Origin of the sequence: Azospirillum agricola (genome assembly GCF_017876095.1) — a bacterium.
Classification (GTDB): domain Bacteria; phylum Pseudomonadota; class Alphaproteobacteria; order Azospirillales; family Azospirillaceae; genus Azospirillum; species Azospirillum agricola.
In genome coordinates this window covers 127,461-151,290 of the sequence record NZ_JAGINM010000008.1, presented here as the reverse complement: position 1 = coordinate 151,290, position 23,830 = coordinate 127,461, and the positions used below count along the sequence as shown (strand labels likewise).

The 23,830-nt window shown below is 70.4% G+C and carries 24 protein-coding genes; 12 read left to right on the top strand and 12 right to left on the bottom strand.

Annotation, left to right across the window (positions count from 1 at the left end):
- The first annotated feature begins 83 nt into the window (after positions 1–83).
- The 4 genes from J2847_RS14035 to J2847_RS14020 are packed head-to-tail and all read left to right on the top strand — an operon-like array spanning position 84 to position 2,836.
- Positions 84–575, top strand: coding sequence for a sigma-70 family RNA polymerase sigma factor (locus J2847_RS14035; protein ID WP_209779556.1), 492 nt, complete (start codon positions 84–86; stop codon positions 573–575).
- 3 nt (positions 576–578) lie between these two features.
- On the top strand, positions 579–1,373 hold the full coding sequence (locus J2847_RS14030; protein WP_209779555.1) for an anti-sigma factor family protein: 795 nt from the start codon (positions 579–581) through the stop codon (positions 1,371–1,373).
- 52 nt (positions 1,374–1,425) lie between these two features.
- Positions 1,426–2,157: a Bax inhibitor-1/YccA family protein gene (locus J2847_RS14025; RefSeq protein ID WP_209779554.1), complete on the top strand. Its 732-nt coding sequence runs from the start codon at positions 1,426–1,428 to the stop codon at positions 2,155–2,157.
- A gap of 52 nt (positions 2,158–2,209) precedes the next feature.
- On the top strand, positions 2,210–2,836 hold the full coding sequence (locus tag J2847_RS14020) for a DUF2076 domain-containing protein (protein ID WP_209779553.1): 627 nt from the start codon (positions 2,210–2,212) through the stop codon (positions 2,834–2,836).
- Positions 2,837–2,915: 79 nt separating this feature from the next.
- Here the strand turns inward: J2847_RS14020 and J2847_RS14015 are convergent, their stop codons facing one another.
- Complete coding sequence (locus J2847_RS14015) at positions 2,916–3,584, bottom strand: TlpA family protein disulfide reductase (RefSeq protein ID WP_209779552.1); 669 nt, start codon at positions 3,582–3,584, stop codon at positions 2,916–2,918.
- A gap of 39 nt (positions 3,585–3,623) precedes the next feature.
- Between J2847_RS14015 and argH the strand changes: the two genes are divergently transcribed.
- From argH to J2847_RS13995, 4 genes are all read left to right on the top strand, one after another.
- Positions 3,624–5,039: an argininosuccinate lyase gene (argH, locus tag J2847_RS14010; protein ID WP_209779551.1), complete on the top strand. Its 1,416-nt coding sequence runs from the start codon at positions 3,624–3,626 to the stop codon at positions 5,037–5,039.
- Positions 5,036–5,227, top strand: coding sequence for a hypothetical protein (locus tag J2847_RS14005; RefSeq protein ID WP_209779550.1), 192 nt, complete (start codon positions 5,036–5,038; stop codon positions 5,225–5,227). Before argH ends, J2847_RS14005 begins: the two co-directional genes overlap by 4 nt.
- A gap of 38 nt (positions 5,228–5,265) precedes the next feature.
- Positions 5,266–6,525 carry a diaminopimelate decarboxylase gene (gene lysA / locus J2847_RS14000; protein WP_209779549.1) on the top strand — a complete coding sequence of 420 codons (1,260 nt, stop codon included), beginning with the start codon at positions 5,266–5,268 and terminating at the stop codon, positions 6,523–6,525.
- 62 nt (positions 6,526–6,587) lie between these two features.
- Positions 6,588–7,526, top strand: coding sequence for a DUF1624 domain-containing protein (locus J2847_RS13995; protein ID WP_209779548.1), 939 nt, complete (start codon positions 6,588–6,590; stop codon positions 7,524–7,526).
- A 16-nt stretch (positions 7,527–7,542) separates the two neighbouring features.
- On the opposite strand, the gene J2847_RS13990 is transcribed toward J2847_RS13995, so the two are convergent.
- The 11 genes from J2847_RS13990 to glpD all read right to left on the bottom strand — a co-directional run bounded on the left by J2847_RS13990 (position 7,543) and on the right by glpD (position 19,694).
- Positions 7,543–8,556: a YihY/virulence factor BrkB family protein gene (locus tag J2847_RS13990; RefSeq protein WP_209779547.1), complete on the bottom strand. Its 1,014-nt coding sequence runs from the start codon at positions 8,554–8,556 to the stop codon at positions 7,543–7,545.
- Positions 8,557–8,569: 13 nt separating this feature from the next.
- Positions 8,570–9,376: a DUF3618 domain-containing protein gene (locus tag J2847_RS13985; RefSeq protein WP_209779546.1), complete on the bottom strand. Its 807-nt coding sequence runs from the start codon at positions 9,374–9,376 to the stop codon at positions 8,570–8,572.
- Between the two features lie 79 nt (positions 9,377–9,455).
- Positions 9,456–10,109, bottom strand: coding sequence for a YjbE family putative metal transport protein (locus J2847_RS13980; RefSeq protein ID WP_209779691.1), 654 nt, complete (start codon positions 10,107–10,109; stop codon positions 9,456–9,458).
- Positions 10,110–10,280: 171 nt separating this feature from the next.
- Positions 10,281–11,774, bottom strand: coding sequence for a glycerol kinase GlpK (glpK, locus tag J2847_RS13975; protein WP_209779545.1), 1,494 nt, complete (start codon positions 11,772–11,774; stop codon positions 10,281–10,283).
- Between the two features lie 206 nt (positions 11,775–11,980).
- Complete coding sequence (locus tag J2847_RS13970; RefSeq protein WP_411800584.1) at positions 11,981–13,699, bottom strand: ABC transporter substrate-binding protein; 1,719 nt, start codon at positions 13,697–13,699, stop codon at positions 11,981–11,983.
- Positions 13,700–13,856: 157 nt separating this feature from the next.
- Positions 13,857–14,120 carry a DUF2160 domain-containing protein gene (locus J2847_RS13965; RefSeq protein ID WP_233474514.1) on the bottom strand — a complete coding sequence of 88 codons (264 nt, stop codon included), beginning with the start codon at positions 14,118–14,120 and terminating at the stop codon, positions 13,857–13,859.
- Between the two features lie 43 nt (positions 14,121–14,163).
- Complete coding sequence (locus tag J2847_RS13960; protein ID WP_179166044.1) at positions 14,164–15,033, bottom strand: carbohydrate ABC transporter permease; 870 nt, start codon at positions 15,031–15,033, stop codon at positions 14,164–14,166.
- Positions 15,030–15,905: a carbohydrate ABC transporter permease gene (locus J2847_RS13955; protein WP_209779542.1), complete on the bottom strand. Its 876-nt coding sequence runs from the start codon at positions 15,903–15,905 to the stop codon at positions 15,030–15,032. Before J2847_RS13955 ends, J2847_RS13960 begins: the two co-directional genes overlap by 4 nt.
- A gap of 12 nt (positions 15,906–15,917) precedes the next feature.
- The gene (locus J2847_RS13950; RefSeq protein ID WP_209779541.1) at positions 15,918–17,009 is read right to left on the bottom strand and encodes an ABC transporter ATP-binding protein; all 1,092 of its coding nucleotides are present in this window, start codon (positions 17,007–17,009) and stop codon (positions 15,918–15,920) included.
- Between the two features lie 13 nt (positions 17,010–17,022).
- Positions 17,023–18,126 carry an ABC transporter ATP-binding protein gene (locus J2847_RS13945; protein WP_209779540.1) on the bottom strand — a complete coding sequence of 368 codons (1,104 nt, stop codon included), beginning with the start codon at positions 18,124–18,126 and terminating at the stop codon, positions 17,023–17,025.
- Positions 18,123–19,694, bottom strand: coding sequence for a glycerol-3-phosphate dehydrogenase (gene glpD / locus J2847_RS13940; RefSeq protein ID WP_209779539.1), 1,572 nt, complete (start codon positions 19,692–19,694; stop codon positions 18,123–18,125). Before glpD ends, J2847_RS13945 begins: the two co-directional genes overlap by 4 nt.
- Positions 19,695–20,206: 512 nt before the next feature.
- Between glpD and J2847_RS13935 the strand changes: the two genes are divergently transcribed.
- From J2847_RS13935 to J2847_RS13920, 4 genes are all read left to right on the top strand, one after another.
- Positions 20,207–21,013 (top strand): DeoR family transcriptional regulator, encoded by an 807-nt coding sequence (locus tag J2847_RS13935; protein ID WP_209779538.1) that lies wholly within the window; start codon positions 20,207–20,209, stop codon positions 21,011–21,013.
- A 165-nt stretch (positions 21,014–21,178) separates the two neighbouring features.
- Positions 21,179–22,186 carry an ABC transporter substrate-binding protein gene (locus J2847_RS13930; RefSeq protein ID WP_209779537.1) on the top strand — a complete coding sequence of 336 codons (1,008 nt, stop codon included), beginning with the start codon at positions 21,179–21,181 and terminating at the stop codon, positions 22,184–22,186.
- A 7-nt stretch (positions 22,187–22,193) separates the two neighbouring features.
- Complete coding sequence (locus tag J2847_RS13925; RefSeq protein ID WP_233474513.1) at positions 22,194–23,030, top strand: ABC transporter permease; 837 nt, start codon at positions 22,194–22,196, stop codon at positions 23,028–23,030.
- Positions 23,027–23,776: a Crp/Fnr family transcriptional regulator gene (locus J2847_RS13920; RefSeq protein ID WP_209779536.1), complete on the top strand. Its 750-nt coding sequence runs from the start codon at positions 23,027–23,029 to the stop codon at positions 23,774–23,776. The genes J2847_RS13925 and J2847_RS13920 overlap by 4 nt, the downstream gene beginning before the upstream one ends.
- Positions 23,777–23,830: the final 54 nt, after the last annotated feature.

Sequence of the window (23,830 nt, the reverse complement as noted above, 5' to 3'; positions counted from 1 at the left end):
TCATGAAAAAGATCGCTCCCGGCGGGGATTAAGGGCGGGGCGCCCGGCGTATGCTGGGGGTTGGAACCGTCGACAGGGAGAGCATGGACATCTCACGCCACCTCGGGCTGCTGCGCCGCTACGCGCTGGTGCTGACGCGCGACCGCGAGCGGGCGGACGATCTGGTGCAGGAGACCGCCCTGCGCGCCCTGGAGGGAAGCCACGGCTTCCAGGAGGGCCGGGACGTCAAGGGATGGCTGCTCGCCATCGTGCACAACGCCCATGTCTCCCGCTGCCGCCGCCGGCGGACCGAGAGCGAGGCCGAGGCGCTGCTCGCCGCCCAGGCCGGCGACGCCCACGTCCCCGACCAGACCGACCGCATCGCGCTGAACGAGACCATGCGGGCCATGATGGCCCTGCCCGAGGACCAGCGCGCGGTGCTGACGCTGGTGGCGATCGACGGGATGAGCTACCGCGACGCCGCCGACTGCCTGGGCATCCCCCTCGGCACCCTGATGTCCCGGCTCGGCCGGGCCCGCGCGGCCCTGCGCGCCGCCGGCCAGACGCCGGCCTCGCATTTGCGCCTGGTGAGGTGAAGCATGCCGTCCCCCATCCTTGAAGCGGACCTGCTGGCCTATGTCGACGACCAGCTCGACCCGGCGCGCCGGATCGAGGTCGAGGCCTATCTCCAGGCGAACCCGGTGCTGGCCGCGCGCGTGATGCAGGATCTGCGGCAGCGCGACGAGATCCGCCTGTTCCTGCACGGCGACGCCGCCGTGCGGGAGACGGTGGACGAGCCCGCGCCATCCCCCACTCCGGCTGCCGCTCCGGCCGCCGCCAACCAGCGCGGACGGCACCCGCCCCGCCGGCTGCGCATGGCGCTGACGGCGGCGGCCCTGGTCGGCATCGGCTGGACCGCCCACACCCTGGTCGGCAACGTGCTGATCGATCCGGTCGCGGCGGCGCACCCGATCCCCGTCTTCGCCGACGAGGCGGTCGAGGCCTACCGCACCGCCGTCACCGCCGGATCGGCCGATCTCGGCATGGCGCCGGAGAACAGCTCGGGGCTGGCCAAGGTCATCTCGCGCGCCGTCGGCGCGTCGCTGCCGATTCCCACCTTCCCCGACCGCCTGATCCCGCTCGTCTCGCGCATCGTGCCGTGGGACGAGGGCAGCGCGGTCCAGGTGGTCTACACGACCACCGAGTTCGAGCGGGTCACGCTGTTCGCCGCGGACGACGACCGCTTCGCGGTGACCGCGCCAGAGGCGGCGATCCTCAACGGCGTGTCGGTCGTCTACTGGCGCCAGGGGCACCACGTCTACGCGCTCTGCGCCGACCTGCCGCCCGACACGCTCCTCACCCTGGCCGAAGCGGCGCACGCCTCCTGGTTCTGACCGTCCGCCGACGCTTTCCCCGGCACACCACCTTCTCCCTCACGAGGCCATCATGTGGAACCAACACCCCAACAACCAGCAGCCGTACGGGGCCTTCGGCCACGGCGTCGACCAGGCCGCCTTCGACCAGGGCCTGCGGCAGCACATGCTGCGGGTCTACAACTTCATGGTGCTCGGCCTCGCCCTCACCGGCGTGGTCGCCTTCCTCGTCTCCAGCACCCCGGCGCTCTACGTGCCGATCTTCACCACGCCGCTGAAATGGGTGGTGATGCTGGCGCCGCTGGCCTTCATCATGGTGCTGTCCTGGCGCTTTGAGCGGATGTCCGCCAGCGGCCTCCAGGGGCTGTTCTGGGCCTTCTGCGCCGTCATGGGCGTGTCGATGGCCTCGATCTTCCTGGTGTTCACCGGCGCCAGTGTCGCCCGCGTCTTCTTCATCACCTCGGCGATGTTCGCCGGCATGAGCCTGTGGGGCTACACCACCAAGAGCGACCTGTCGAAGATGGGCTCGTTCCTGGCGATGGGCCTGATCGGCATCGTCATCGCCAGCCTGGTCAACATCTTCGTCGGCTCCAGCGCGCTCCAGTTCGCCATCTCGGTGATCGGCGTCGTCGTCTTCACCGGCCTGACCGCCTACGACACCCAGCGCATCAAGGAGGAGTACGCCGAGCATTACGGCCAGGAGACCAACACCAAGCTGGCCGTCATGGGCGCCCTGTCGCTCTACCTGAACTTCATCAACCTGTTCCAGATGCTGATGCAGCTCATGGGACAGCGCGACGAGTAAGGCGCCGCCTTCCCCCTACCCCCTTCAATCCGTCGAGCACACGAGCATCGCCATGGACCAGACCGAACGCCAGATCATCGACGACCTGTTCGCCAAGCTGCGTCAGGCCGAGGCCCAGTCCGGCCCCCGCGACCCGCAGGCCGAGGCCCACATCCGCGACAGCGTCGCCCGCCAGCCGGCGGCCCCCTACCTGATGGCCCAGGCCGTCGTCATGCTGGAGCAGGCGCTCGCCGCCTCCCAGGCCCGCAACGAGGAGCTGGAGCAGCAGCTCCGCGCCCGCCCGCCCGCCCAGGCCCCGGCCGGCGGCGGCGGGCTGTTCGGCGGGCTGTTCGGCGGCGGCGGCCGGCCGGCCCCGGCTCCGGCGGCCCCGCAGCGCCCGGCCGGCTCGCCCTGGGGTGCGGCGGCGGGCGCCACGCCGGCCGCGCCGGCCTACGGCGACCCGCGCGTCGCGGCCTACGCCCAGCAGCCGCGCGCCGGCGGCGGCTTCATGGCCGGCGCCATGCAGACGGCGGCGGGTGTCGCCGGCGGCATGCTGATCGGCAGCGCGCTGTCCAGCATGTTCTCCGGCGGCGGCGAGGCCAACGCGGCCGAAGCGCAGCCGCAAGCTCAGCCCGAGCCGGAACCCGAAGCCGGCGGCTGGGACGAGGATCCCGGCTTCGGCGGCGACGAGGATTTCTAAGCCGGCCGCAGCGATGGCGTGACGGGGGGTGGGGTGGATCGCCCCGCCCCCTTTTTCTTGGCGCCCCCTTTTTCTTGACTCATCCGCCGGTCCCGGCGGCGCCCCGGCCGCGCGCCGGCCCCGATCCGTGCCCGGCCTGCCGGCGCAGGAAGGCGACCACCTCGGGCGAATCCCACTCCACCGCGCCCTCGACGCGGCCGAGTTCCCGGCCCTCCGGGTCGACCAGCAGGGTCGTCGGCAGGCCGCGCAGGCCGAGCGCCTGCATCGACGCGCTGCCGGGATCGAGGAACACCGCCAGATTGCCAAGGCCGGTCTTCTGGTAGAAGGGCTCGACCGCCGCCTTGCCGCCACGGTCGAGCGACAGCGCCACCACCTGGAAGCGGTCGCCGCCCAGTTGCGCCTGGAGGCGGTCGAGCGCCGGCATCTCCTTCACGCAGGGGCCGCACCAGGTCGCCCACAGGTTCAGCAGCACCAGCTTGCCGGCGAACTCCGACAGGTCGACGCGGCGGCCCTCGCCGTCGGCGAAGGCGAGCGGCGGCACCGGCTTGGCCTCGCCCGTTCCCTTGAGCCGTTCCAGCGTTCGCTCCAGCCCGGCCGCCGCCGGGGCCGCGCCGCCGCCCGCGGCCGGAGCGGGCGCGTCCAGCCGGAGCACCTCGGGCGCCGCGGCGGGGCCGGAGGACGCGTTCCACCACAACCCGGCGCCGGCCAGACCCACACAAACCGTTGCGGTGGCCGCCAAAGTCCGCATACTCACGCTTCCTCACCCCCCTGACCGAATGCCGTCGACATGAGCGCCGATCAAGCCCCGCAGAAAAACGCCCCCGCCGCCAGCCAGATGTGGGGCGGCCGCTTCGCGCGCGGCCCCGCCGCCATCATGGAGAAGATCAACGCCTCCATCGGCTTCGACAAGCGCCTCGCCGACCAGGACATCGCGGGCTCCAAGGCGCACGCGGCGATGCTGGCCAAGCAGGGCATCATAACCCAGGCCGACGCCGACGCCATCCGCGACGGGCTGGACCGGGTGAAGCAAGAGATCGACGCCGGCACCTTCACCTTCAAGGTGGAGCTGGAAGACATCCACATGAACGTCGAGGCCCGGCTGGCCGAGCTGATCGGCGAGCCGGCCAAGCGCCTGCACACCGGCCGCTCGCGCAACGACCAAGTGGCGACCGACTTCAAGCTGTGGGTGCGCGACGCGCTCGACCGGCTCGATTCCGGGCTGATGGCGCTCCAGAGCGCGCTGATCGACCTGGCGGAGCAGAACACCGACACGGTGATGCCCGGCTTCACCCATCTCCAGGCGGCGCAGCCGGTCTCCTTCGGCCACCATCTGCTGGCCTATGTCGAGATGTTCGGGCGCGACCGGAGCCGGATGCGCGACGCCCGCTGCCGGCTGAACGAATGCCCGCTCGGCTCGGCGGCTCTGGCCGGAACCCCCTACCCGATCGACCGCTTCATGACGGCGGAGGCGCTGGGCTTCAACCGGCCGACCGCCAACTCGCTGGACGCGGTGTCCGACCGCGACTTCGCGCTGGAGTATCTGTCGGCGGCGTCGATCTGCGCCATGCACCTGTCGCGCTTCGCCGAGGAGATCGTCATCTGGTGCTCGGCCCAGTTCCGCTTCATCCGGCTGTCGGACGCCTACACCACCGGCTCCTCGATCATGCCGCAGAAGAAGAACCCCGACGCGGCCGAGCTGGTGCGGGCCAAGGCCGGCCGGGTCATCGGCACGCTGACCGGCCTGCTGGTCGCCATGAAGGGCCTGCCGCTGGCCTATTCCAAGGACATGCAGGAGGACAAGGAGCCGGTCTTCGAGACCGACGACACGCTGGCGCTCTGCATCGCCGCGACCGAGGGCATGGTGCGCGACATGCAGCCCAACAAGCCGGCGATGCGCGAGGCGGCCGATCGCGGCTTCCTGAACGCCACCGACCTCGCCGACTGGCTGGTCCGCGAACTCGACATGCCCTTCCGCGAGGCGCACCACGTCACCGGCCGCGCCGTGAAGGCGGCGGAGGACCGCCGGGTCGGGCTGACCGACCTGACGCTGGCCGAGCTCCAGGCCATCGAGCCGCGCATCACCGAGGCCGTCTACCCGGCGCTGAGCATCGAGGCGTCGCTGGACAGCCGGCGCAGCTTCGGCGGCGCCTCCCCCGTCCGTGTCAAGGAGGCGGTGAAGGCCGCCCGGGAGCGTTTCCTGTGAGCCGGCCGATCACCCTGACCATCCTGGGACTGGCCTGCGCGCTGGCGCTGGCCGGCTGCGGCAAGAAGCCCAAGCACGTCGACAGCCCGCGTCCGGAAGGGGAGGTCGATCCCTTCCCGCGCGCCTACCCGAATCCGTCGCTCGATCCCAAGCCGGGCCAGCCGGCCCCCGGAGTCCGCTTCCCATGACCGCCGCCCGCAGCAGCTTTCCAAAGGGTGGCTCGCCCATGAGCGTCTTCGCCTACCGCGACGGCGTCCTGCACGCCGAATCGGTGTCGCTGGCCGAGGTCGCGCGCTCGGTCGGAACGCCCTTCTACCTCTACTCCACGGCGGCGCTGGAAGCGCACTACAGCGCCTACGCCGGGGCCTTCGCCGGCCAGGACGCCGGCGTCTGCTACGCGCTGAAGGCGAACTCCAACCTGGCGGTGGTCCGCACCTTCGCCCGGCTCGGGGCCGGCGGCGACGTGGTGTCGGTCGGCGAGATGAAGCGGGCGCTGGCCGGCGGCATCCCGGCCGAGCGCATCGTCTTCTCCGGCGTCGGCAAGACGAAGGACGAGATGCGCGAAGCCCTTGAGGCCGGCATCCACCAGCTCAACGTCGAATCGATCCCGGAGCTGGAGGCGCTGAGCGAGGTCGCGTCCTCCATGGGCGTGGTGGCGCCGGTCGCCTTCCGCGTCAACCCGGACGTCGACGCCAAGACCCACGCCAAGATCGCCACCGGCAAGAAGGAAAACAAGTTCGGCATCGACTACGACCACGCGCGCGCGGTCTACCGCCGCGCCGCGTCGCTGCCGGGCATCAAGGCGGTCGGCATCGCCGTCCACATCGGCTCGCAGCTCACCGACCTCGCCCCCTTCCGCGCCGCCTACGAGCGGGTGGCCGCCTTGCTGCACCAGCTCCGCGAGGACGGCCACGACATCCAGCGGCTCGACCTCGGCGGCGGGCTCGGCATCACGTACAGGAACGAGGCGCCGCCCGACCTCGCCGACTACGCGGCGATGGTGCGTTCGATCACCGGGAACCTCGGCTGCCGCATCACGCTGGAGCCGGGGCGGTCGCTGGTCGGCAACGCCGGCGTCCTGGTCAGCCGGGTGATCTACGTGAAGCAGGGGCTGCACCGCCGCTTCGCCATCGTCGACGCGGCGATGAACGACCTGATCCGCCCGTCGCTCTACGAGGCCTACCACGGCATCGTCCCGGTCGCCGAGCCGGCCGGCGACGCCGCGCTGGAGCCCTACGACGTGGTCGGCCCGGTGTGCGAGAGCGGCGACACCTTCGCCGTGCAGCGCCCGCTGCCGCCGCTGGCCGACGAGGATCTGGTGGCCTTCCTGTCGGCCGGGGCGTACGGGGCGGTGATGTCCTCCACCTACAACACGCGCCCGCTGATCCCGGAGGTGCTGGTGAACGGTGACCGCTTCGCCGTCATCCGCCCGCGCCCGACCGTGGAGGAGATGCTGGCCGCCGAACGGGTGCCCGACTGGCTGTGAGGCGGCGCTCCCGCTCCTTTCCCCCCGCAAGTTTACCCCTCTCCCCCCAGGGAGAGGGAATCATGAGCATGGGGACCACCCGCCGCCCGCTGCTCGACGTCGCGCGCGGCATGGCGCTGGTCGCCATGGCGGCCTACCACGCCAGCTGGGACCTGACCTTCACCGGGCTGGCCGATTTCGACCTGTTCGGCAACCCGCTGTGGCTGACCGCGCGCACTCTGATCGTGTCGAGCTTCCTGCTGCTTGCCGGCATCGGCCTCGTGCTGGCGACCGCCGCCGGGCTGGACGAGCCGCGCTTCCGGCGGCGCTTCGTCGTCCGCCTCGCCCGGATCGCCGCCGCCGCCGGGGCGGTGTCGGCGGTGTCCTACGCCCTGTTTCCCGACAGTCCGATCTTCTTCGGCGTGCTGCACCACATCGCCGTGGCGAGCGTCCTGGGGCTGGCCTTCGTCCGCCTGCCGGCCCCGGTGACGCTGGCCGCCGCCGTCGCCGCCTTCCTGGCCGGCGACCATCTCGCCTTCCCCGTCTTCGACAGCCCCTGGCTGCGCTGGATCGGCCTGACCACAGTCCCGCCGGACTCCAACGACTATGTGCCGCTGCTGCCCTGGACCGGCGCCCTGCTCGCCGGCATCGGGCTGGCCCGCCTGTGGCCCGGCATCGGCGCCGGCCCGGCGCCGGCCAACCCCGTCGGCCGCGCGCTCGCCTGGGGCGGCCGGCACAGCCTCGCCGTCTATCTGATCCACCAGCCCGTGCTGTTCGGGCTGGCCTGGCTGATCGCCCAGGGCGTCGGGGTGGAGTCGCCGCAGGCCCGCAATTTCCACCAGTCCTGCGTGACGAGCTGCACCCAGGCGGGCGGCGGGGCGGCGCTGTGCGAGAGCAACTGCCGCTGCGTCCGCACCGAGCTGGCCCGCACCGGCCTGTGGGAGGATTTCCTCGCCAACCGGCTCGACGAGGGCGGACGGCTCGGGGTGTCCTCCGCCGTCCAATCCTGCCGGAGCCGCTGAGCCCCGGCAAACCCGCTCAGGCCCGCCGCTTGCCCAGCGTGTCGGCGACGTAGGCGTCGCGCTGGCCCATCGGCTTGTCGCCGTGGCCGTTGCTGCGCTTGGTGGTGTCGCGGGCGGTCTGGTGCTCGATCTCGGCGTTCAGCTCGGCGCCCAGCAGCACGACGTAGGTGGTCAGGTTGAACCACAGCAGCAGCACGACCACCGCGCCGACCGATCCGTAGGTCTCGTTGTAGCTGCCGAAATGCGAGACGTAGAGCGAGAAGCCCGCCGAGCCGAGCAGCCACACCACCGTCGCCACCGCCGAGCCCCAGGTGACCCAGCGCCATTTCGGCTCGCGCCGGTCGGGGGCGTAGCGGTAGAGCGTCGCCAGCACCAGCATGATCGCCACCGCCAGGATCGGCCAGCGCGCGAGGCTCGCCGCCCAGCCGATCACCGTGTCCTGCAAGCCGATGATGGCGATCGCGGCGGGCACCGCGACGATCATCACCAGCGTCACGATGATGAACAGCAACCCGGCCAGGGTCAGCCCCAGCGACAGCAGGGCCAGCTTGACGAAGCTGCGCCGCTCCTCCTCGCCATAGGCGATGTTCAGCGCCGACACCAGCGAGCTGGTGCCGCGCGACGCGCTCCACAGCGTCAGCGTCAGGCCGAACAGGACCCCCAGCCCCAGCCCCTGGGACGGCGCGGAGGCGACCTTGCGCGCCTGGTCGCTGATGATCGACAGCGCGTCGGGCGGCAGCAGCCCGGCCATCTGGCTGATCTGGCCCTCGATCACCATCGGGTCGGCGACCAGCCCGTAGATCGACACCAGCGCCGCCACCGCCGGGAAGATCGCCAGCAGCCCGTAATAGGCCACCCCCGCCGCCAGCATCGACACGTTGTCCTTCGACTGCTCCTCCCAGGTGCGCCAGAGGATGTCGAGCCAGCCGGCCTTGGGAATGTCGCCCGGACTGTCGGCGGCGCGCCCGCGCCCGTCGTTGGCGGCGGGGTTCATCCGTGCGTAATGGTGGCGGCGGCTCAGGCCCAGCATGCGTCCGCCCCCCCTAGGCCACGGCTTCGCGCAGCGCGCCGACGCGGTGGCGCACCGTCTCGACCTCGTGGAACTGGGCGCCGACGGCGACCTGGAGATGCTCGGGCAGCGGGCTGCGCAGGGCGTCGTGGAACAGCTCCAGCGTGCCGTCCAGCCCGCTCTCCAGCCCCCTCAGCACCTCGCCCCGCGCCCGCGACCCGTCGAAGGCGTCGTGCAGGCCGTGCCAGACCGGATGCAGATCCTCGTCCGGCCCGAGCGGGCCGCCGTAGCGGGGCAGCTCGGTCTCCAGCGCCATCGCGCTGCGGTCGAGCTGGTCGGCGACCTGGGTCAGGCGGCCGGACAGGGTGGAATCATCGATCACCATGTCGGCGCGGCGGAAGCCGGTGGCGCCATGGCGGCAGGACTGGATCAACCCGATCAGCAGCAGCCGGGTGCGCCGGTCGGGCAGTTCGCCACCCAGCGGCCCACCACCACCCATCTGGCCGGCGGCCAGCGGCGGGTGCTCGGGCGTGCGCGACACCGCCCAGCCCAGCCACAGGGCTCCGATGCCCATCAGGGCGACGGGGATTGGGTTGGCGCGGATGGCGCGGGCGATGCGGCCGGAGGTGCCCTCGCCACCGCCCTGGATGACGTCGCGCACGACGTCGACGACGCCGCCGGACATCTGGCCGGGCGACAGGCGGAACTCGATCTCGTCGATCACCGAGTCCATGCGGGCGCGGATGTCGCCGATCTCGCGCTCGATGTCCTCGGGACGCCGCCGGTCGGACAGGTCGGCGTGCGGCGGGTTGGACGGACGGTCGTCGGTGTGCTGGGTCATGCCGGACATCTCCCTGAGGCTGCCGGCAAGCAACGCGCCGCCGGGCCGAAGGTTCCGGCCCGGCGGGATCGTCGAAGGGTCACATCAGATGGGAGAAGACCAGGACCTCGACGCTGCCCCGATAGATCATCTCGAAAGCGACGTAGGCGATCACCACGAGGCCGATGTAGGCGATCCAATGGAAGCGGTTCAGCAGGCGGGCGATGACGCTGGCCGCGGCGCCCATCAACGCCACCGACAGCAGCAGGCCGAGCGCCAGCACCCACAGATGCTCGCGCGCGGCGCCCGCCACCGCCAGCACGTTGTCGAGCGACATCGACACGTCGGCGACGATGACCTCCCAGATGGCGGTCCCGACCGACTTGCCGCCGACGGCGGCGCCCGCCGCCGCGGCCGCGGCCTCGTCCTCCGACATCAGGGCGGCGGCCTGGGCCTCCTCGCGCTGGGCGCGCAGCTCGCGGAACAGCTTCCAGCACACCCACAGCAGCAGCAGGCCGCCGGCCAGCGTCAGGCCGATGACCGCCAGAAGCTGCGTGGTCAGCAGGGCGAAGATGATGCGCAGCACGACGGCGGCGGCGATGCCCCAGAAGATGACCTTGGCCCGCTGGGCCTGGGCGACGCCGGCGGCCGCCATGCCGACCACGATGGCGTTGTCGCCCGCCAGGACCAGATCGATGAACACGACCTGGCCGAGCGCGATCAATTCCGGAATCAGGGAATCCACGGCGGGTATCCAGTGACAGTTGTCAGACAGGTTGGGTGCTAGCCCTATAGCGCGTGAACAGGGCCCCACGCAACCTTATCCCCATCCGCCGCCCGAAAATTGTCCGGCCCGCCGGGAAAGCCGCACGCATCTGGGGAATGCCTGAAAATCAGCCATTTCCGCCGTTCGCAGCCCCTTCCTTCATCCCCCCGTGCGCACCCGCGCCACCGCGTCCCGCCAGCCGGCGTAGAGCCGGTCGCGGCGCGCGGCCTCCATGCGCGGCTCGAAGCGGCGCTGCGAGCGCCACGCCGCCGACACCGATTCCAGCCCGTCGAACACCCCGACGCGCAGGGCGGCGAGGCTGGCGGCCCCCAGCGCGGTCGTCTCGATCACCTCCGGCCGCTCGACCGGCATGGCCAGCAGGTCGGACAGGAACTGGCAGAGCCAGTCGTTGGCGGCCATGCCGCCGTCGACTCGCAGCGCGTTGATGGTGCCGCCCCAGTCGCCGGCCATCGCCTCCATCAGGTCGCGGGTCTGGTAGGCGACGGCCTCCAGCGCGGCGCGGGCGATGTGGGCCGGGCCGACGTCCAGCGTCATGCCGAAGATCGCGGCGCGCGCGTTGGGATCCCAGTGCGGGGCGCCCAGCCCGACGAAGGCCGGCACGAAATAGACGCCGTGGCTGTCGGGCACGCGGGTCGCCAGATCGTCGGTCTGGCTGGCGTGGGTGATGATGCCGAGCCCGTCGCGCAGCCACTTGACGGCGGCACCCGCCACGAAGATCGAGCCCTCCTGCGCGTAGCTCGCCACCCCGTCCAGCCGGTAGGCGACGGTGGTGAGCAGGCGGTTCTTCGACACCACCGGGGTCGTCCCGGTGTTGATCAGCGCGAAGCAGCCGGTGCCGTAGGTCGATTTCGCCATGCCGGGCGCCAGGCAGGCCTGCCCGAAGGCCGCCGCCTGCTGGTCGCCGGCCACCCCGGCGATGGGAATCGGGCGGCCGAGCAGTTCGGCCTCGGTGGCGCCGAAATCGTCGGCGCTGTCGAGCACGCGCGGCAGCATGGCGCGCGGCACGCGGAACAGGGCCAGCAGCTCGTCGTCCCACTCCTGGGCGTGGATGTCGAACAGCAGGGTGCGCGAGGCGTTGGTCGCGTCGGTGGCGTGCACCGCCTTGCCGGTCAAATGGAAGATCAGGAAGCTGTCGATGGTGCCGAAGCACAGCTCGCCGCGCTCGGCCCGCGCGCGGGCTCCGGGAACGTGATCGAGGATCCAGGCGATCTTGGTCGCGGAAAAGTAGGCGTCGATCAGCAGGCCGGTCTTCGCCCGCACCGGCTCGGCGTGGCCGGCGGCGGCGAGGTCCTGGCACAGCGCCGAGGTGCGGCGGTCCTGCCAGACGATGGCGCGGTGGATCGGCTCGCCGGTGGCGCGGTCCCAGACGACGGTGGTCTCGCGCTGGTTGGTGATGCCGATGGCGGCGATGGCGGAGACGGGGATGCCGGATGTCTCCACCGCCTCGCGGGCGACGGCGCGGACGTCGCGCAGGATGTCGGCGGGGTCGTGCTCGACCCAGCCGTCGCCGGGGTAATGCTGGGGGAACTCCCGGCGCGCCTCGGCCAGCGGCGTGCCGCGCCCGTCGAACAGGATGGCGCGCGACGAGGTGGTGCCCTGGTCGATGGCGAGGATGTGGCCGGTCCGGCTCATGGATGCGTGTCCCCGAATGTCTTCACGTCGCTCGTGGCCCTCTCCCGCCCCGGAAGAGGGAGGGGACCCATGCGGCAGCATGGGGAGAGGTGAGGGGCTGTCGGGACATGGATTGAAGTCGCACGCCCGATCGCCCCTCACCCATCCCGCTTTCAGCGGGCCCCTTCCCTCTCCCGAGGCGGGAGAGGGAAATCAAAGGGCCCTTATTACTGGGCGCGGCCTTCCTTCCAGGCCTTCAGCAGATCCTCGTAGGCGATGGTCTGGCCCTTGGGCTTCTCGTTGTCGAGCTTGGCCTTGGGCGCGCCGGGGGCGGCGAACCACTCCTTGGGATCCTTCTTCGGGTTCAGCTTCGGCGCGCAGTCGCCGCCGATGTTGGCCCGCTCCATGCGGCCCATCACCTGCTCCATCTGCTCGGCGAGGTTGTCCATCGCCTGCTGCGGGGTGCGCTCACCGGTCACCGCCTCGGCGATGTTCTGCCACCACAGCGGGGCCAGCTTCGGGTAGTCGGGCACGTTGGTGCCGGTCGGCGACCACGCCACGCGGGCCGGGCTGCGGTAGAACTCGACCAGACCGCCGAGCTTGGGCGCCGCCTGGGTCATCGCGTCGGACTTGATGTCGCTCTCGCGGATCGGCGTCAGGCCGACCAGCGTCTTCTTCAGCGAGGCCGTCTTCGACACGGTGAACTGGGCGTAGAGCCACGCCGCCTTGCGGCGCTCCGGCGGGGTCGACTTCAGCAGGGTCCAGGAGCCGACGTCCTGGTAGCCGAGCTTCATGCCCTGCTCCCAGTAGGGGCCGTGAGGCGAGGGGGCCATGCGCCACTTCGGCGTGCCGTCGGCGTTGACCACCGGCAGGCCGGGCTTGGTCATGTCGGCGGTGAAGGCGGTGTACCAGAAGATCTGCTGGGCGACCGCACCCTGGGCCGGCACCGGGCCGGCCTCGGAGAAGGTCATGCCGCCGGCCTCGGGCGGGGCGTACTTCTTCAGCCAGTCGATGTATTTGGTCAGCGAGTAGACCGCCGCCGGGCCGTTGGTGTCGCCGCCGCGCGCGACCGACGCGCCGGCCGGGCGGCAGCCCTCGACGCGGATGCCCCATTCGTCGACCGGCAGGCCGTTGGGCAGGCCCTTGTCGCCGGCGCCGGCCATCGACAGCCAGGCGTCGGTGAAGCGCCAGCCGAGCGACGGATCCTTCTTGCCGTAGTCCATGTGGCCGTAGACGCGGACGCCGTCGATCTCCTTCACGTCGTTGGTGAAGAACTCGGCGATGTCCTCATAGGCCGACCAGTCCTGCGGGACGCCCAGCTCGTAGCCGTACTTGGCCTTGAACTTCTCCTTCAGGTCGGGACGGGCGAACCAGTCGGCGCGGAACCAGTAGAGGTTGGCGAACTGCTGGTCGGGAAGCTGGTAGAGCTTGCCGTCCGGGCCGGTGGTGAAGCTGGTGCCGATGAAGTCCTTGACGTCGAGCGTCGGCAGGGTGACGTCCTTGCCCTCGCCGGCCATGAAGTCGGACAGCGCCACCGCCTGCCCGTAGCGGACATGGGTGCCGATCAGGTCGCTGTCGTTGATGTAGGCGTCGTAGACGTTGCGGCCCGACTGCATCTGGGTCTGCAACTTCTCGATGACGTCGCCTTCCTGGATCAGGTCGTGCTTCAGCTTGATGCCCGTGAGGTCGCTGAACAGCTTGGCGAGGGTCTTCGATTCGAACTCGTGCGTCGTCAGGGTCTCGGAGACGACGTTGATGTCCATGCCCTTGAAGGGTTCCGCCGCCTTGACGAACCACTCCAGCTCCTTCATCTGCTCCTCCTTGGAGAGCGTGGAGGGCTGGAGTTCCTCGATGATCTTCTTGGCGACGGCCTCCTGGTCCGGCGTCAGCGCCGCGGCGGGAGCGGCCGAGCCCATGGCGAGCAGCACGCCGATGCCGCCGGCCATCACCGCGCCGGTCAGGCGGCGGCGCAGGCTGGGATCCTTTTTCGTGTCGTGAAGCATGATTCCTCCCATTTGGGTCGTCTTTGGTTGGGTCGAGCGTTGAACCTGATCGTCTTTTCCCCCTCCCCAGGGGAGGAGAGGGTTGATTTTTCTCCCTGTCTCAGCCGAAGCGGATGACGAAGGCGGTCCACAGCAAGGAGACCGCGAGCGCCCCCCACAGCGTGGCATCGGTCGCCGCCAGCCATCCGAGATGGAGGAAGGCGCTGCCCAGCAGCCCGATGAACAGACGGTCGCCACGCGTCGTGCGCATCGGCAGGAAGCCCTTGGCCTCGGCGGTGGGGGAGACCAGCTCCCACACCGTCATCGCCGCCAGCATCACCGCGATGCCGACGAAGAAGAGCGCGGTCGGCAACGTCCACGCCATCCATTGAAAGTCCAGGATGGGGAAATCCATGACGGCGGCCCCCTCAGACGCGGCCCAGGGCGAAGCCCTTGGCGATGTAGTTGCGGACGAACCAGATCACCAGCGCGCCCGGCAGGATGGTCAGCACGCCGGCGGCGGCCAGGAGCCCCCAGTCCATGCCGGACGCGCTGACCGTGCGGGTCATCGTCGCGGCGATCGGCTTGGCGTCGACCGAGGTCAGGGTGCGGGCGAGCAGCAGCTCGACCCACGAGAACATGAAGCAGAAGAAGGCGGTGACGCCGACCCCGGCGCGGATCATCGGCAGGAAGACCGTGGTGAAGAAGCGCGGGAAGCTGTAGCCGTCGATGTAGGCCATCTCGTCGATCTCGCGCGGCACGCCCGACATGAAGCCTTCGAGGATCCACACCGCCAGCGGCACGTTGAACAGGCAGTGCGCCAGCGCCACGGCGATGTGGGTGTCGAACAGCCCGACCGTCGAGTAGAGCTGGAAGAAGGGCAGCAGGAACACCGCCGGCGGCGCCATCTTGTTGGTCAGCAGCCAGAAGAAGACGTGCTTGTCGCCGATGAAGCGGTAGCGCGAGAAGGCGTAGGCCGCCGGCAGCGCCACCAGCAGCGAGATCACCGTGTTCAGCGTCACGTAGTGGATCGAGTTGATGTAGCCGCTGTACCAGCTGGGGTCGGTGAAGATCGTGGCGTAGTTGCGCAGGGTCGGGTTGTGCGGGTAGAGCGTCAGGCCCGACAGGATCTCCTCGTTCGTCTTGAAGGACATGTTGACCATCCAGTAGATGGGCAGCATCAGGAAGACGATGTAGAGGACGAGGATCACCGTCCGGCGCGAGACCCGCGCCGAGGATCGGCGGATGTTGGCCGGCGTGGCGAGCGCGGCCGGAGAAAGGGCGGCAACCTTGCTCATTGTTTGTCCCCTTCGCCGGTGTGGGTGATGACGGTGTAGAAGACGAAGCTGAACAGCAGCACGATCAGGAAGTAGATGATCGAGAAGGCGGCGGCCTTGCCGATGTCGAACTGCCCGACCGCCATCTGCGTCAGATACTGGCTGAGGAAGGTGGTGGAGTTGCCGGGGCCGCCGCCGGTCAGCACGAACGGCTCGGTGTAGATCATGAAGCTGTCCATGAAGCGCAGCAGCACGGCGATCACCAGCACGCCCCGCATCTTCGGCAACTGGATGTAGCGGAACACCGCCCATTTCGAGGCGCCGTCGATCTTGGCCGCCTGGTAGAAGGCCGGCGGGATCGATTGCAGCCCGGCGTAGCAGAGCAGCGCGACGAGGCTGGTCCAATGCCAGACGTCCATCACCAGCACCGTCACCCAGGCGTCGATCGAGTTGCTGGTGTAGTTGTAGTTGATCCCCAGCGCCCGGAAGGTGGCGCCGGCCAGCCCGATGTCGCCGCGCCCGAAGATCTGCCAGATGGTGCCGACCACGTTGAAGGGGATCAGCAGCGGCAGGGCCAGCAGCACCAGCGTCAGCGAGGTCCTGGCGCTGCGCCCGCCCGGCATGCCGAGCGCGATGACGATGCCGAGCGGAATCTCGATGGCGAGCACCGCCAGCGAATAGACGATCTGGCGGACCAGCGCGTCGTGCAGCCGCTCGTCGGCCAGCACCGCCTGGAACCATTCGGTGCCGACGAAGAAGGTCTGGCCGGGGCCGAAGATCTCCTGGACCGAATAATTGACCACCGTCATCAGCGGCAGGATGGCGCTGAAGGCGACGATGACGAAGACGGGGATGATCAGGAACCAAGCCCGGTTGTCCTGGACCTTATCCATGGTGCCGGCTCCTTAGGACACGAGGTGGCTGTCGCGGTAGAGCTTGGTCCACCGGCTGGGGAAACGGATGGCGGCGTCGAGCGCCGGGATCTCCTGGTCCTCGGACAGCCGCGCCTTCAGCGTCTGGCTGCCCATCCGCAGGGTCGCCAGCTTGGAGGTGCCGAGATCGTCCACCCCCACCACCTGCACCGGGACGGCGCCGGCGGTGCCGGTCCGGGTCAGCTCGATAAACTCCGGGCGGATGCCCAGCTCGAACTTGCCGCCGATCTGGGGGCCGCCGGCCTGCGCAATGGCGCGGTCGGGCAGCGGGATGGCGATGCCCTCGACCAGCGCGTGATCGCCGCCCAGCGTGCAGGGCATCAGGTTGATGCCGGGACTGCCGATGAAGTAACCGACGAAGGTGTGCAGCGGATTCTCGAACAGCTCCTGCGGGGTGCCGAGCTGGACCATGGCGCCCTCGTGCATCACCGCGACCTTGTCGGCGAAGGTCAGCGCCTCCACCTGGTCGTGGGTCACGTAGATCATGGTCAGGCGGTATTCCTCGTGGATCTGGCGCAGCTTGCGGCGCAGGATCCATTTCGTGTGCGGGTCGATGACGGTCAACGGCTCGTCGAACAGGATCGCCGCCACGTCCGAGCGCACCAGCCCGCGCCCCATCGAGATCTTCTGCTTGGCGTCCGGCGTCAGCCGCTTGGCCCGCTTCTTCAGATCGGCGGTGAGGTCGAGCGCGTCGGCGACCTGCCGCACCCGGCGGTCGACGTCAGCCTCCGGGACCTTGCGGTTGCGCAGCGGGAAGGCGAGATTCTCGTACACCGTCATGGTGTCGTAGATGACCGGGAACTGGAACACCTGGGCGATGTTCCGCTCCTCCGGCGTGCAGCGGGTGACGTCGAGCCCGTCGAACAGCACCCGCCCCTCGCTCGGCACCAGCAGGCCGGAGATGATGTTCAGCAGCGTGGACTTGCCGCAGCCCGAGGGCCCGAGCAGCGCGTAGGCCTTGCCGTCCTCCCACTCCTGCGACAGGCGGCGCAGCGCGTAGTCCGCCGGCTTGCTCGGGTGCGGGTGGTAGGAATGGCCGAGATTGTCGAAATGGATGGTCGCCATGCTCCCGGCCCCCTCAGGCGATGTTGCGCAGCAGGCCGCGCCGGCCGTGCGGGGCGGCGACGAGCCGGCCGTCGGTGGAAAAGACGAAGACGCGGTCGGGATCGGCGTAGACCTGGATCTCCGAGCCGATCGGGTGGGTGTGCACCCCGTCCTCGCGCGCGATCAGCGTGGTGTTGCCATGGCGCAGATGGATGTAGGTCTCCGACCCGCTGATCTCCGACAGCTCGACCCGGCCGCGGATCGGCACCAGCCGGTCGGAGCGGCGCAGCACCGTCAGGTGGTTGGCGCGGATGCCGACGCGGCAGGGACCGGCCGGCAGGTTGCGGTCATGCGCCGACAGCGGCAGGTTGGTGCCGTCGGCCAGCGCCACCCGGTCGTTGGTCAGGATCGCCTCGACCACGTTCATCGGCGGGTCGCTGAACACGTCGGCGCATTCCTCGGTCGCCGGGGCGTGGAAGACGGCGGCGGTCGGGCCGGTCTGCAACAGCCGCCCCTCGTGCAGCACCGCCACCGAACCGCCCAAGGTCAGCGCCTCCTGCGGCTCGGTGGTGGCGTAGACCACCGTCGTCTTGCCGTCGGCGAAGATGTCGCGCAGCTCGGCGCGCAGCTCCTCGCGCAGCTTGTAGTCGAGGTTGACCAGCGGCTCGTCGAGCAGCAGCAGCCCGGCGCCCTTGACCAGCGCGCGGGCGATGGCGCAGCGCTGCTGCTGGCCGCCCGACAGCTCGGCCGGCAGCCGGTCGAGGTAGGGGTCGATGCGCAGCATCGCCGCCGTGCCGCGAACCTTGCGGTCGATCTCGGCCGCCGGCTTGCCCTGGCGGCGCAGCGGCGAGGCGATGTTCTCGAACACCGTCATCGCCGGATAGTTGATGAACTGCTGGTAGACCATGGCGATGTCGCGGCTGCGCACGGAAGCGCCGGTGACGTCCTTGCCGTTCTCGTAGACCCGGCCCGAGGCGGGGGCGTCGAGGCCGGCCATCAGCCGCATCAGCGTCGTCTTGCCGGCCAGCGTGCGGCCGAGCAGGACATTGAAGGTCCCCGGCTGAAGCTCCAGCGACAGGGGGTGGAGATGCTGCTCGGCGCCGACCTTCTGGGTCACGCCGTCGAGTGTGACGGTCACCGCTGTCCTCCCATCGACCGCAGCCCGGCTTCGGGCGGGGCCGCCGCGTTGCGGCGCCGGTCGAACCAGTCGCCGATGGCCTCCCGGATCGTTCCGTCCAGGTGCAGCCCGAGTTTGGAGCGCCGCCACAGGAAATCGTCGCCGGTGACGGCGAACTCCTCCCGCGCGGCGTAGTCGAGCTCGGCCTCGTGGACGCCGCCGCCGAAATGGTGGCCGAGGTCGGCGAGGCCGGTCGCCCCGTGCAGCAGCCGCTCCACCCGCGTGCCGTAGGCGCGCGCCAGCCGCAGTGCCAGCGCCTCGGGCAGCCAGGGGTGGCGGCGGCGCAGATCCGCGAGGAAACCGGCGAAGTCGGCCCCGGCGATGTCGCCGCCGGGCAGCGGGAAATCGGCGGTCCAGCTTCCGCCGCCGCGGCCGAGCGCCGCCAGCAGCTTGTCGGTCGCCTCCTCCGCCAGCCGGCGGAAGGTGGTGATCTTGCCGCCGAAGATCGACAGCATCGGCGCCCCGCCGGCCGGCGTGTCCATCTCCAGCACGTAATCGCGGGTGACGGCGGACGCGTTGCCGCTCTCGTCGTCGAACAGCGGGCGGACGCCGCTGTAGGTCCACACCACGTCGGATTCCACGACCGGCGTCTTCAGGTAGCGCGACACCGCCCGGCAGAGATAGGCGATCTCCTCCGGGCTGATGGCGACGGCGCCTGGGTCGCCGGCGTAGTCGAGGTCGGTGGTGCCGATCAGCGTGAAGTCGCGCTCGTAGGGGATGGCGAAGACGATGCGGCGGTCGTCGTTCTGGAAGATGTAGGCGTGGTCGCCCTCGAATTTCCTCGGCACGACGATGTGGCTGCCCTTGACCAGCCGCACCGACTTGTCGACCGTGACGCCGGTGCGCCGGGTCAGCATCTCGCGCACCCAGGGGCCGGCGGCGTTGACCAGCGCGCGGGCGCGCACGGTGCGCGTCTCCCCGGTTTCGGTCGAGACCAGCGTCGCCACCCATTCGCCGTCGCGCCGCACCGCGTTTTCGCAGCGGGTGCGCGTCAGGATTTGGGCGCCGCGTTCGCGCGCGTCGATGGCGTTGAGCACGACCAGACGGCTGTCCTCGACCCAGCAATCCGAATATTCGAACGCCCTGGTGAAGCCGCCGGCCAGCGGACGGCCCACCGGGTGGCTGGTGAGGTCGACCCCGTGCGAGGCCGGCAGCAGCTTGCGCTTTCCCAGATGATCGTAAAGGAACAGGCCGATGCGCACCATCCAGGCCGGGCGCTGGTTGTGGTCGTGCGGCAGGATGAAGCGCAGCGGCCAGATGATGTGCGGAGCGGCGCGCAACAGAACCTCGCGCTCCTGCAACGCCTCGCGGACCAGCCGGAACTCGTAATATTCGAGGTAGCGCAGGCCGCCATGGATCAGCTTGGTGCTGGCCGAGGAGGTGGCGCCCGCGAGGTCGCCCTGTTCGCACAGCAGCACCGACAGGCCGCGCCCCACCGCGTCGCGGGCGATTCCCGCGCCGTTCACGCCGCCGCCGACGATCAGCAGATCGACCGCGTCGCCGGATCCCGCGTTGGAAGCGTTTGCCATAGTTCCTCTCCGTGTCGTGTCGGCCTGTGGAAGGCGCGGCCACTTTCGTTTCGGAACATACGATGTTCGTTTGCGTCTGAAAAGGAAAATGTTTGTTCAGCGGACCATGCGTCGAGGCTACGCCCAAAGCGGGCTTTTGCCTATGGAAAATATGGACGGGCGATCGCGCTTGAACGTCACATCTTTTGCAAAAGACTGCCGTCATCCCCGCGAAGGGGGGATCCAGGCGCCACAAGGCGGACCTGATGGAAAAGCCTGGATCCCCCCTTCGCGGGGATGACGGAAAATCCAGGAACGGGACTGAGGTTTTTCACACGATGCGCGTCCGTATTCGGAAAGAAACATGCTTGTATCACGAACAGTTCGCGCCTACCGTGATGCCCACGCCGCCGGACGGGTCCGGCCGCGCCGCGCCGGTCGACGCGCGTTTTCGCTTTGCCTCATTCCGCGCATCTGATTCAGTGGGCGCCCCAACCGCCCCCCGCCGGAGAAGCCACCCTATGGACGCGCGCATGGACGCCGAACGCCGCCAGCAAGAGATCGTCGCCCTGGTCCACGCCAAGGGCATGGTGCAGATCCAGTGGCTGGCCGAGCATTTCGACGTCACGCCGCAGACCATCCGCCGCGACATCGAGCTGCTCGCCGGCCAATCGGCGGTCCGCCGTTTCCGCGGCGGCGTCACCGTGCCGTCGAGCGTCGAGAACATCGCCTACACCACCCGCCAGACCCTGATGGCCGAGGAGAAGCGCCGCATCGCCGAGCTGACCGCCCGCCATGTGCCGGAGGACGCCTCGCTGTTCCTCAACATCGGCACGACGACGGAGGCGGTGGCCCAGGCCCTGCTCGGCCACAAGCGGCTGCGGGTGCTGACCAACAACCTGAACGTCGCGACCATCCTGCACAAGAACACCAACTTCGCCCTGTCGATCGCCGGCGGGCAGGTGCGCGAGCGCGACGGCGGCATCATCGGCGAGGCGACGGTCGAGTTCATCCGCCGCTACAAGGTCGACATCGGCATCATCGGCATCAGCGGCATCGATTCCGAAGGCGACCTGCTGGATTACGACGAGCAGGAGGTCCGCGTCGCCCGCGCCATCATCGAAAGCTCGCGCCGGGTGTTCCTCGTCACCGACCACACCAAGTTCGGGCGCAACGCGATGATCCGCATGGCCGACGTCGGCGTGCTCGACGACCTGTTCACCGACCGGCTGCCGCCGCCGGAGCTGCTCGACGTGCTGACCGCCGCCGACTGCCAGGTCCATGTCGCCGACGGGACCGAGGCGTCGGCGGTGGCCGAGGACGCCGCCTTCGAGGAGTAGTTTGCGCTTCCACAAAGACCCGGCCACGGAATTGTGTTGCCCTGGCCGGGTCTTCGCGCGGATTCTCCGCGCGGGGACGCAACCCGTCAGCGTCGCCCGTCCAGCCAGCGAGAGTGCCAGCGAGGACCGAACGCTCGCACACCCTCTCGCCCGATGGACGCCGCCATGCTCCGCATCACCCGCCGCACCGCGCTCGCCGGCCTCGGCGCCGCCCTGGCCGTGCCGGCGCGCCGTTCCGCCTTCGCCGCCGCCCCCGCGCCGCTGCCGGAGCTGACGCTGTGGGGGCCGCCGGCCGGCCCCTCGATCACGCTGGTCCACGCCATCGCGTCGGGCCTGCTGCGCCCGGTCGCCGACAAGGTGGTGTTCAAGGCGTGGCGCACCCCCGACGAGCTGCGCGCCGGCCTGACCTCCGGCACCATGCGGACCTTCGTGCTGCCCACCCAGTCCGCCGCCAACCTGTTCAACAAGGGGCTGGGCGTCCGGCTGGTCAACGTGATGACCAACGGTCTGCTGCAACTGGTCTCGGCCGACCCGTCGCTTTCCTCCATCGCCGCGCTGAAGGGGCGCACGGTGGCCCTGCCCTTCCGCAACGACACGCCGGAGTTCGTTTTCCGCCGGCTGCTGGCGGCCGAAAAGCTCGCCGTCGAGACCGCGCCCGGCGGGGCCGGAGTCGCGGTGCAGTTCACCGGCACGCCGATGGAGGCGATCCAGCTTCTCGTCACCGGCCGCGCCGACGCCGCCCTGCTGCCCGAGCCGGCCGCCTCCGCCGCCATCCTGCGCGCCGGACAGGCGGGCAGGACGGTCACGCGGGTGCTCGACGTCCAGCAGGCGTGGGGAACCGCCACCGGGCTCGGCACCGACCTGCCGCAGGCCGGGCTCGGCGTCTCCGCCGCCTTCCTGGCGGAGCACGCGCCGGCCGTCGAGGCGCTGCACGCCGCACTCGCCGCCGCCACCGCCTCGGTCAACGCCGATCCGGCGCGGGCGGCGAGCGACGCCGCCGCCCCGCTCTCCCTGCCCTGGCCGGTGATCGAGCAGGCGATCCCCCATTCCCGCCTCGTCTGCCAGCGCGCCAGCGCGGCGCGGGAGTCCCTGGAGTCCGTCTTCCGCGCGGTGTCGGAGTTCGACCCCAGGATCATCGGCGGCGCGCTGCCCGCCGCCGATTTCTACCTGTAGGCGCGCCATGGCCAAGGCGATGGTTCGGGCGATCCTTCCCATGTTCCTCGACCGGCTCGGCCGGGTCGGGCAGTTCCTGTGGTCGGGCTGGGCCGGGCTGGCGGGGCTGGCGCTGTTCGCGGCGCTGTGGCAGGCCGGGCACGAGCGTTACGGCGACTTCATCCTGCCGGCGCCGCTGGCGACGCTGGCCGCCGGCGCCGTCATCGCCGCCGATCCCGCCGCCTGGGCGCTCGCCGGGCAGACGACGCTGCGCGCCGTCGAGGGCTTCGCGCTCGCCGCCCTGGTCGGAGCGGCGGGGGGACTGGCCGCCGGCTATTCGGCGGCGACGATGCGGCTGGCGCGGCCGATCCTGACCGTGCTGCTGGGCGTGCCGCCGATCGCCTGGATCGTGCTGGCGATGATCTGGTTCGGCTCGACCGACGGCACCATCATCACCACGGTGCTGGTCGCCGCCACCCCGGTGGTCTTCGTCGGCGTCGCCGAGGGCGCCGTCACCCGCGACCGCGGGCTCGACGACATGGCGCGCGCCTTCGGCGCCGGTCCGCTGGCCCGGCTGACCACGCTCGGCCTGCGCCACGTCGCCGCCTTCCTGTTCCCGGCGCTGACGGTGGCGCTCGGCTCGGCCTTCAAGGTGGCGGTGATGGCCGAACTGCTCGCCAACACCGGCGGCATCGGCGGCGCGCTGGCGACCGCCCGCGCCAACCTCGACGTCGCCGAGGCGCTGGCCTGGGTGCTGATCGCCGTGGCCGGGCTGATCCTGGTCGAGTATGTCCTGGTCCACCCGGTCCGCTCCGAGTTCGACCGCTGGCGCAACGCCGCCCGCCCCTGGGGGGTCAAGCGGTGAGCGGCCCCGCCTCCACCTCCACCCGGCCCGGTCCGGAGGACTGGCGCAAGATTCGCGCGGCGAGCGTCTTCGCCTCGCTCGGCGACGGGGATTTCCGCCTGATCGCCAGGGAGCCGCGCTGCGACGCCCGGCTGGAGGGCCAGTCCCTGTTCTTCCAGGACGAGCCGGCCGACGCCTTCTTCGTCGTGCTCGACGGCTGGGCGGTGCTGTCGCGCGACACCAGTGAGGGCGTGCGCACCGTCATCAAGATCGTCGGGCCGGGCGAATCCTTCGCCGAGGCGCTGATCGCCGAGGGCGCCCGCTACCCGGTCGGCGCCGAGGCCGCCTCGCCGCTGCTGCGCGTCGCCCGTTTCGAGACCGCCCGGCTGCGCGCGCTGGTCGCCGCCAACCCCGGCCTGGGGCTGTCGATCGTCGCCGCGACCTTCCGGCAGATGCAGCGCCTCGTCGAGCAGATCGAGCATCTGAAGAGCTGGACCATCGAGCGCCGGGTCGCCGCCATGCTGCTCCAGATGTGCGGGGACTGCCCGGCGAACCGGGCGAATGGGCCGTCGGACGGCTGCCGGTTCGAGTTGCCGATCGGCCAGACCCTGATCGCCGCCCGTCTGGCGATCACCCCCTCCACCCTGTCGCGCACCCTGAAGGGGATGAAGGCGCTGGGCGTCGAGGCCCGGCGCGGGCACATCGCCATCCGGGAGCGCGACCGCCTCGCCCGTTTCGTCGCCGGGCAGACGCCGGACGGCCACTAGAAAATCGACCGCACACCTTCTTTTTCCTCCCCGACTTGACCACGGACAAGTCGG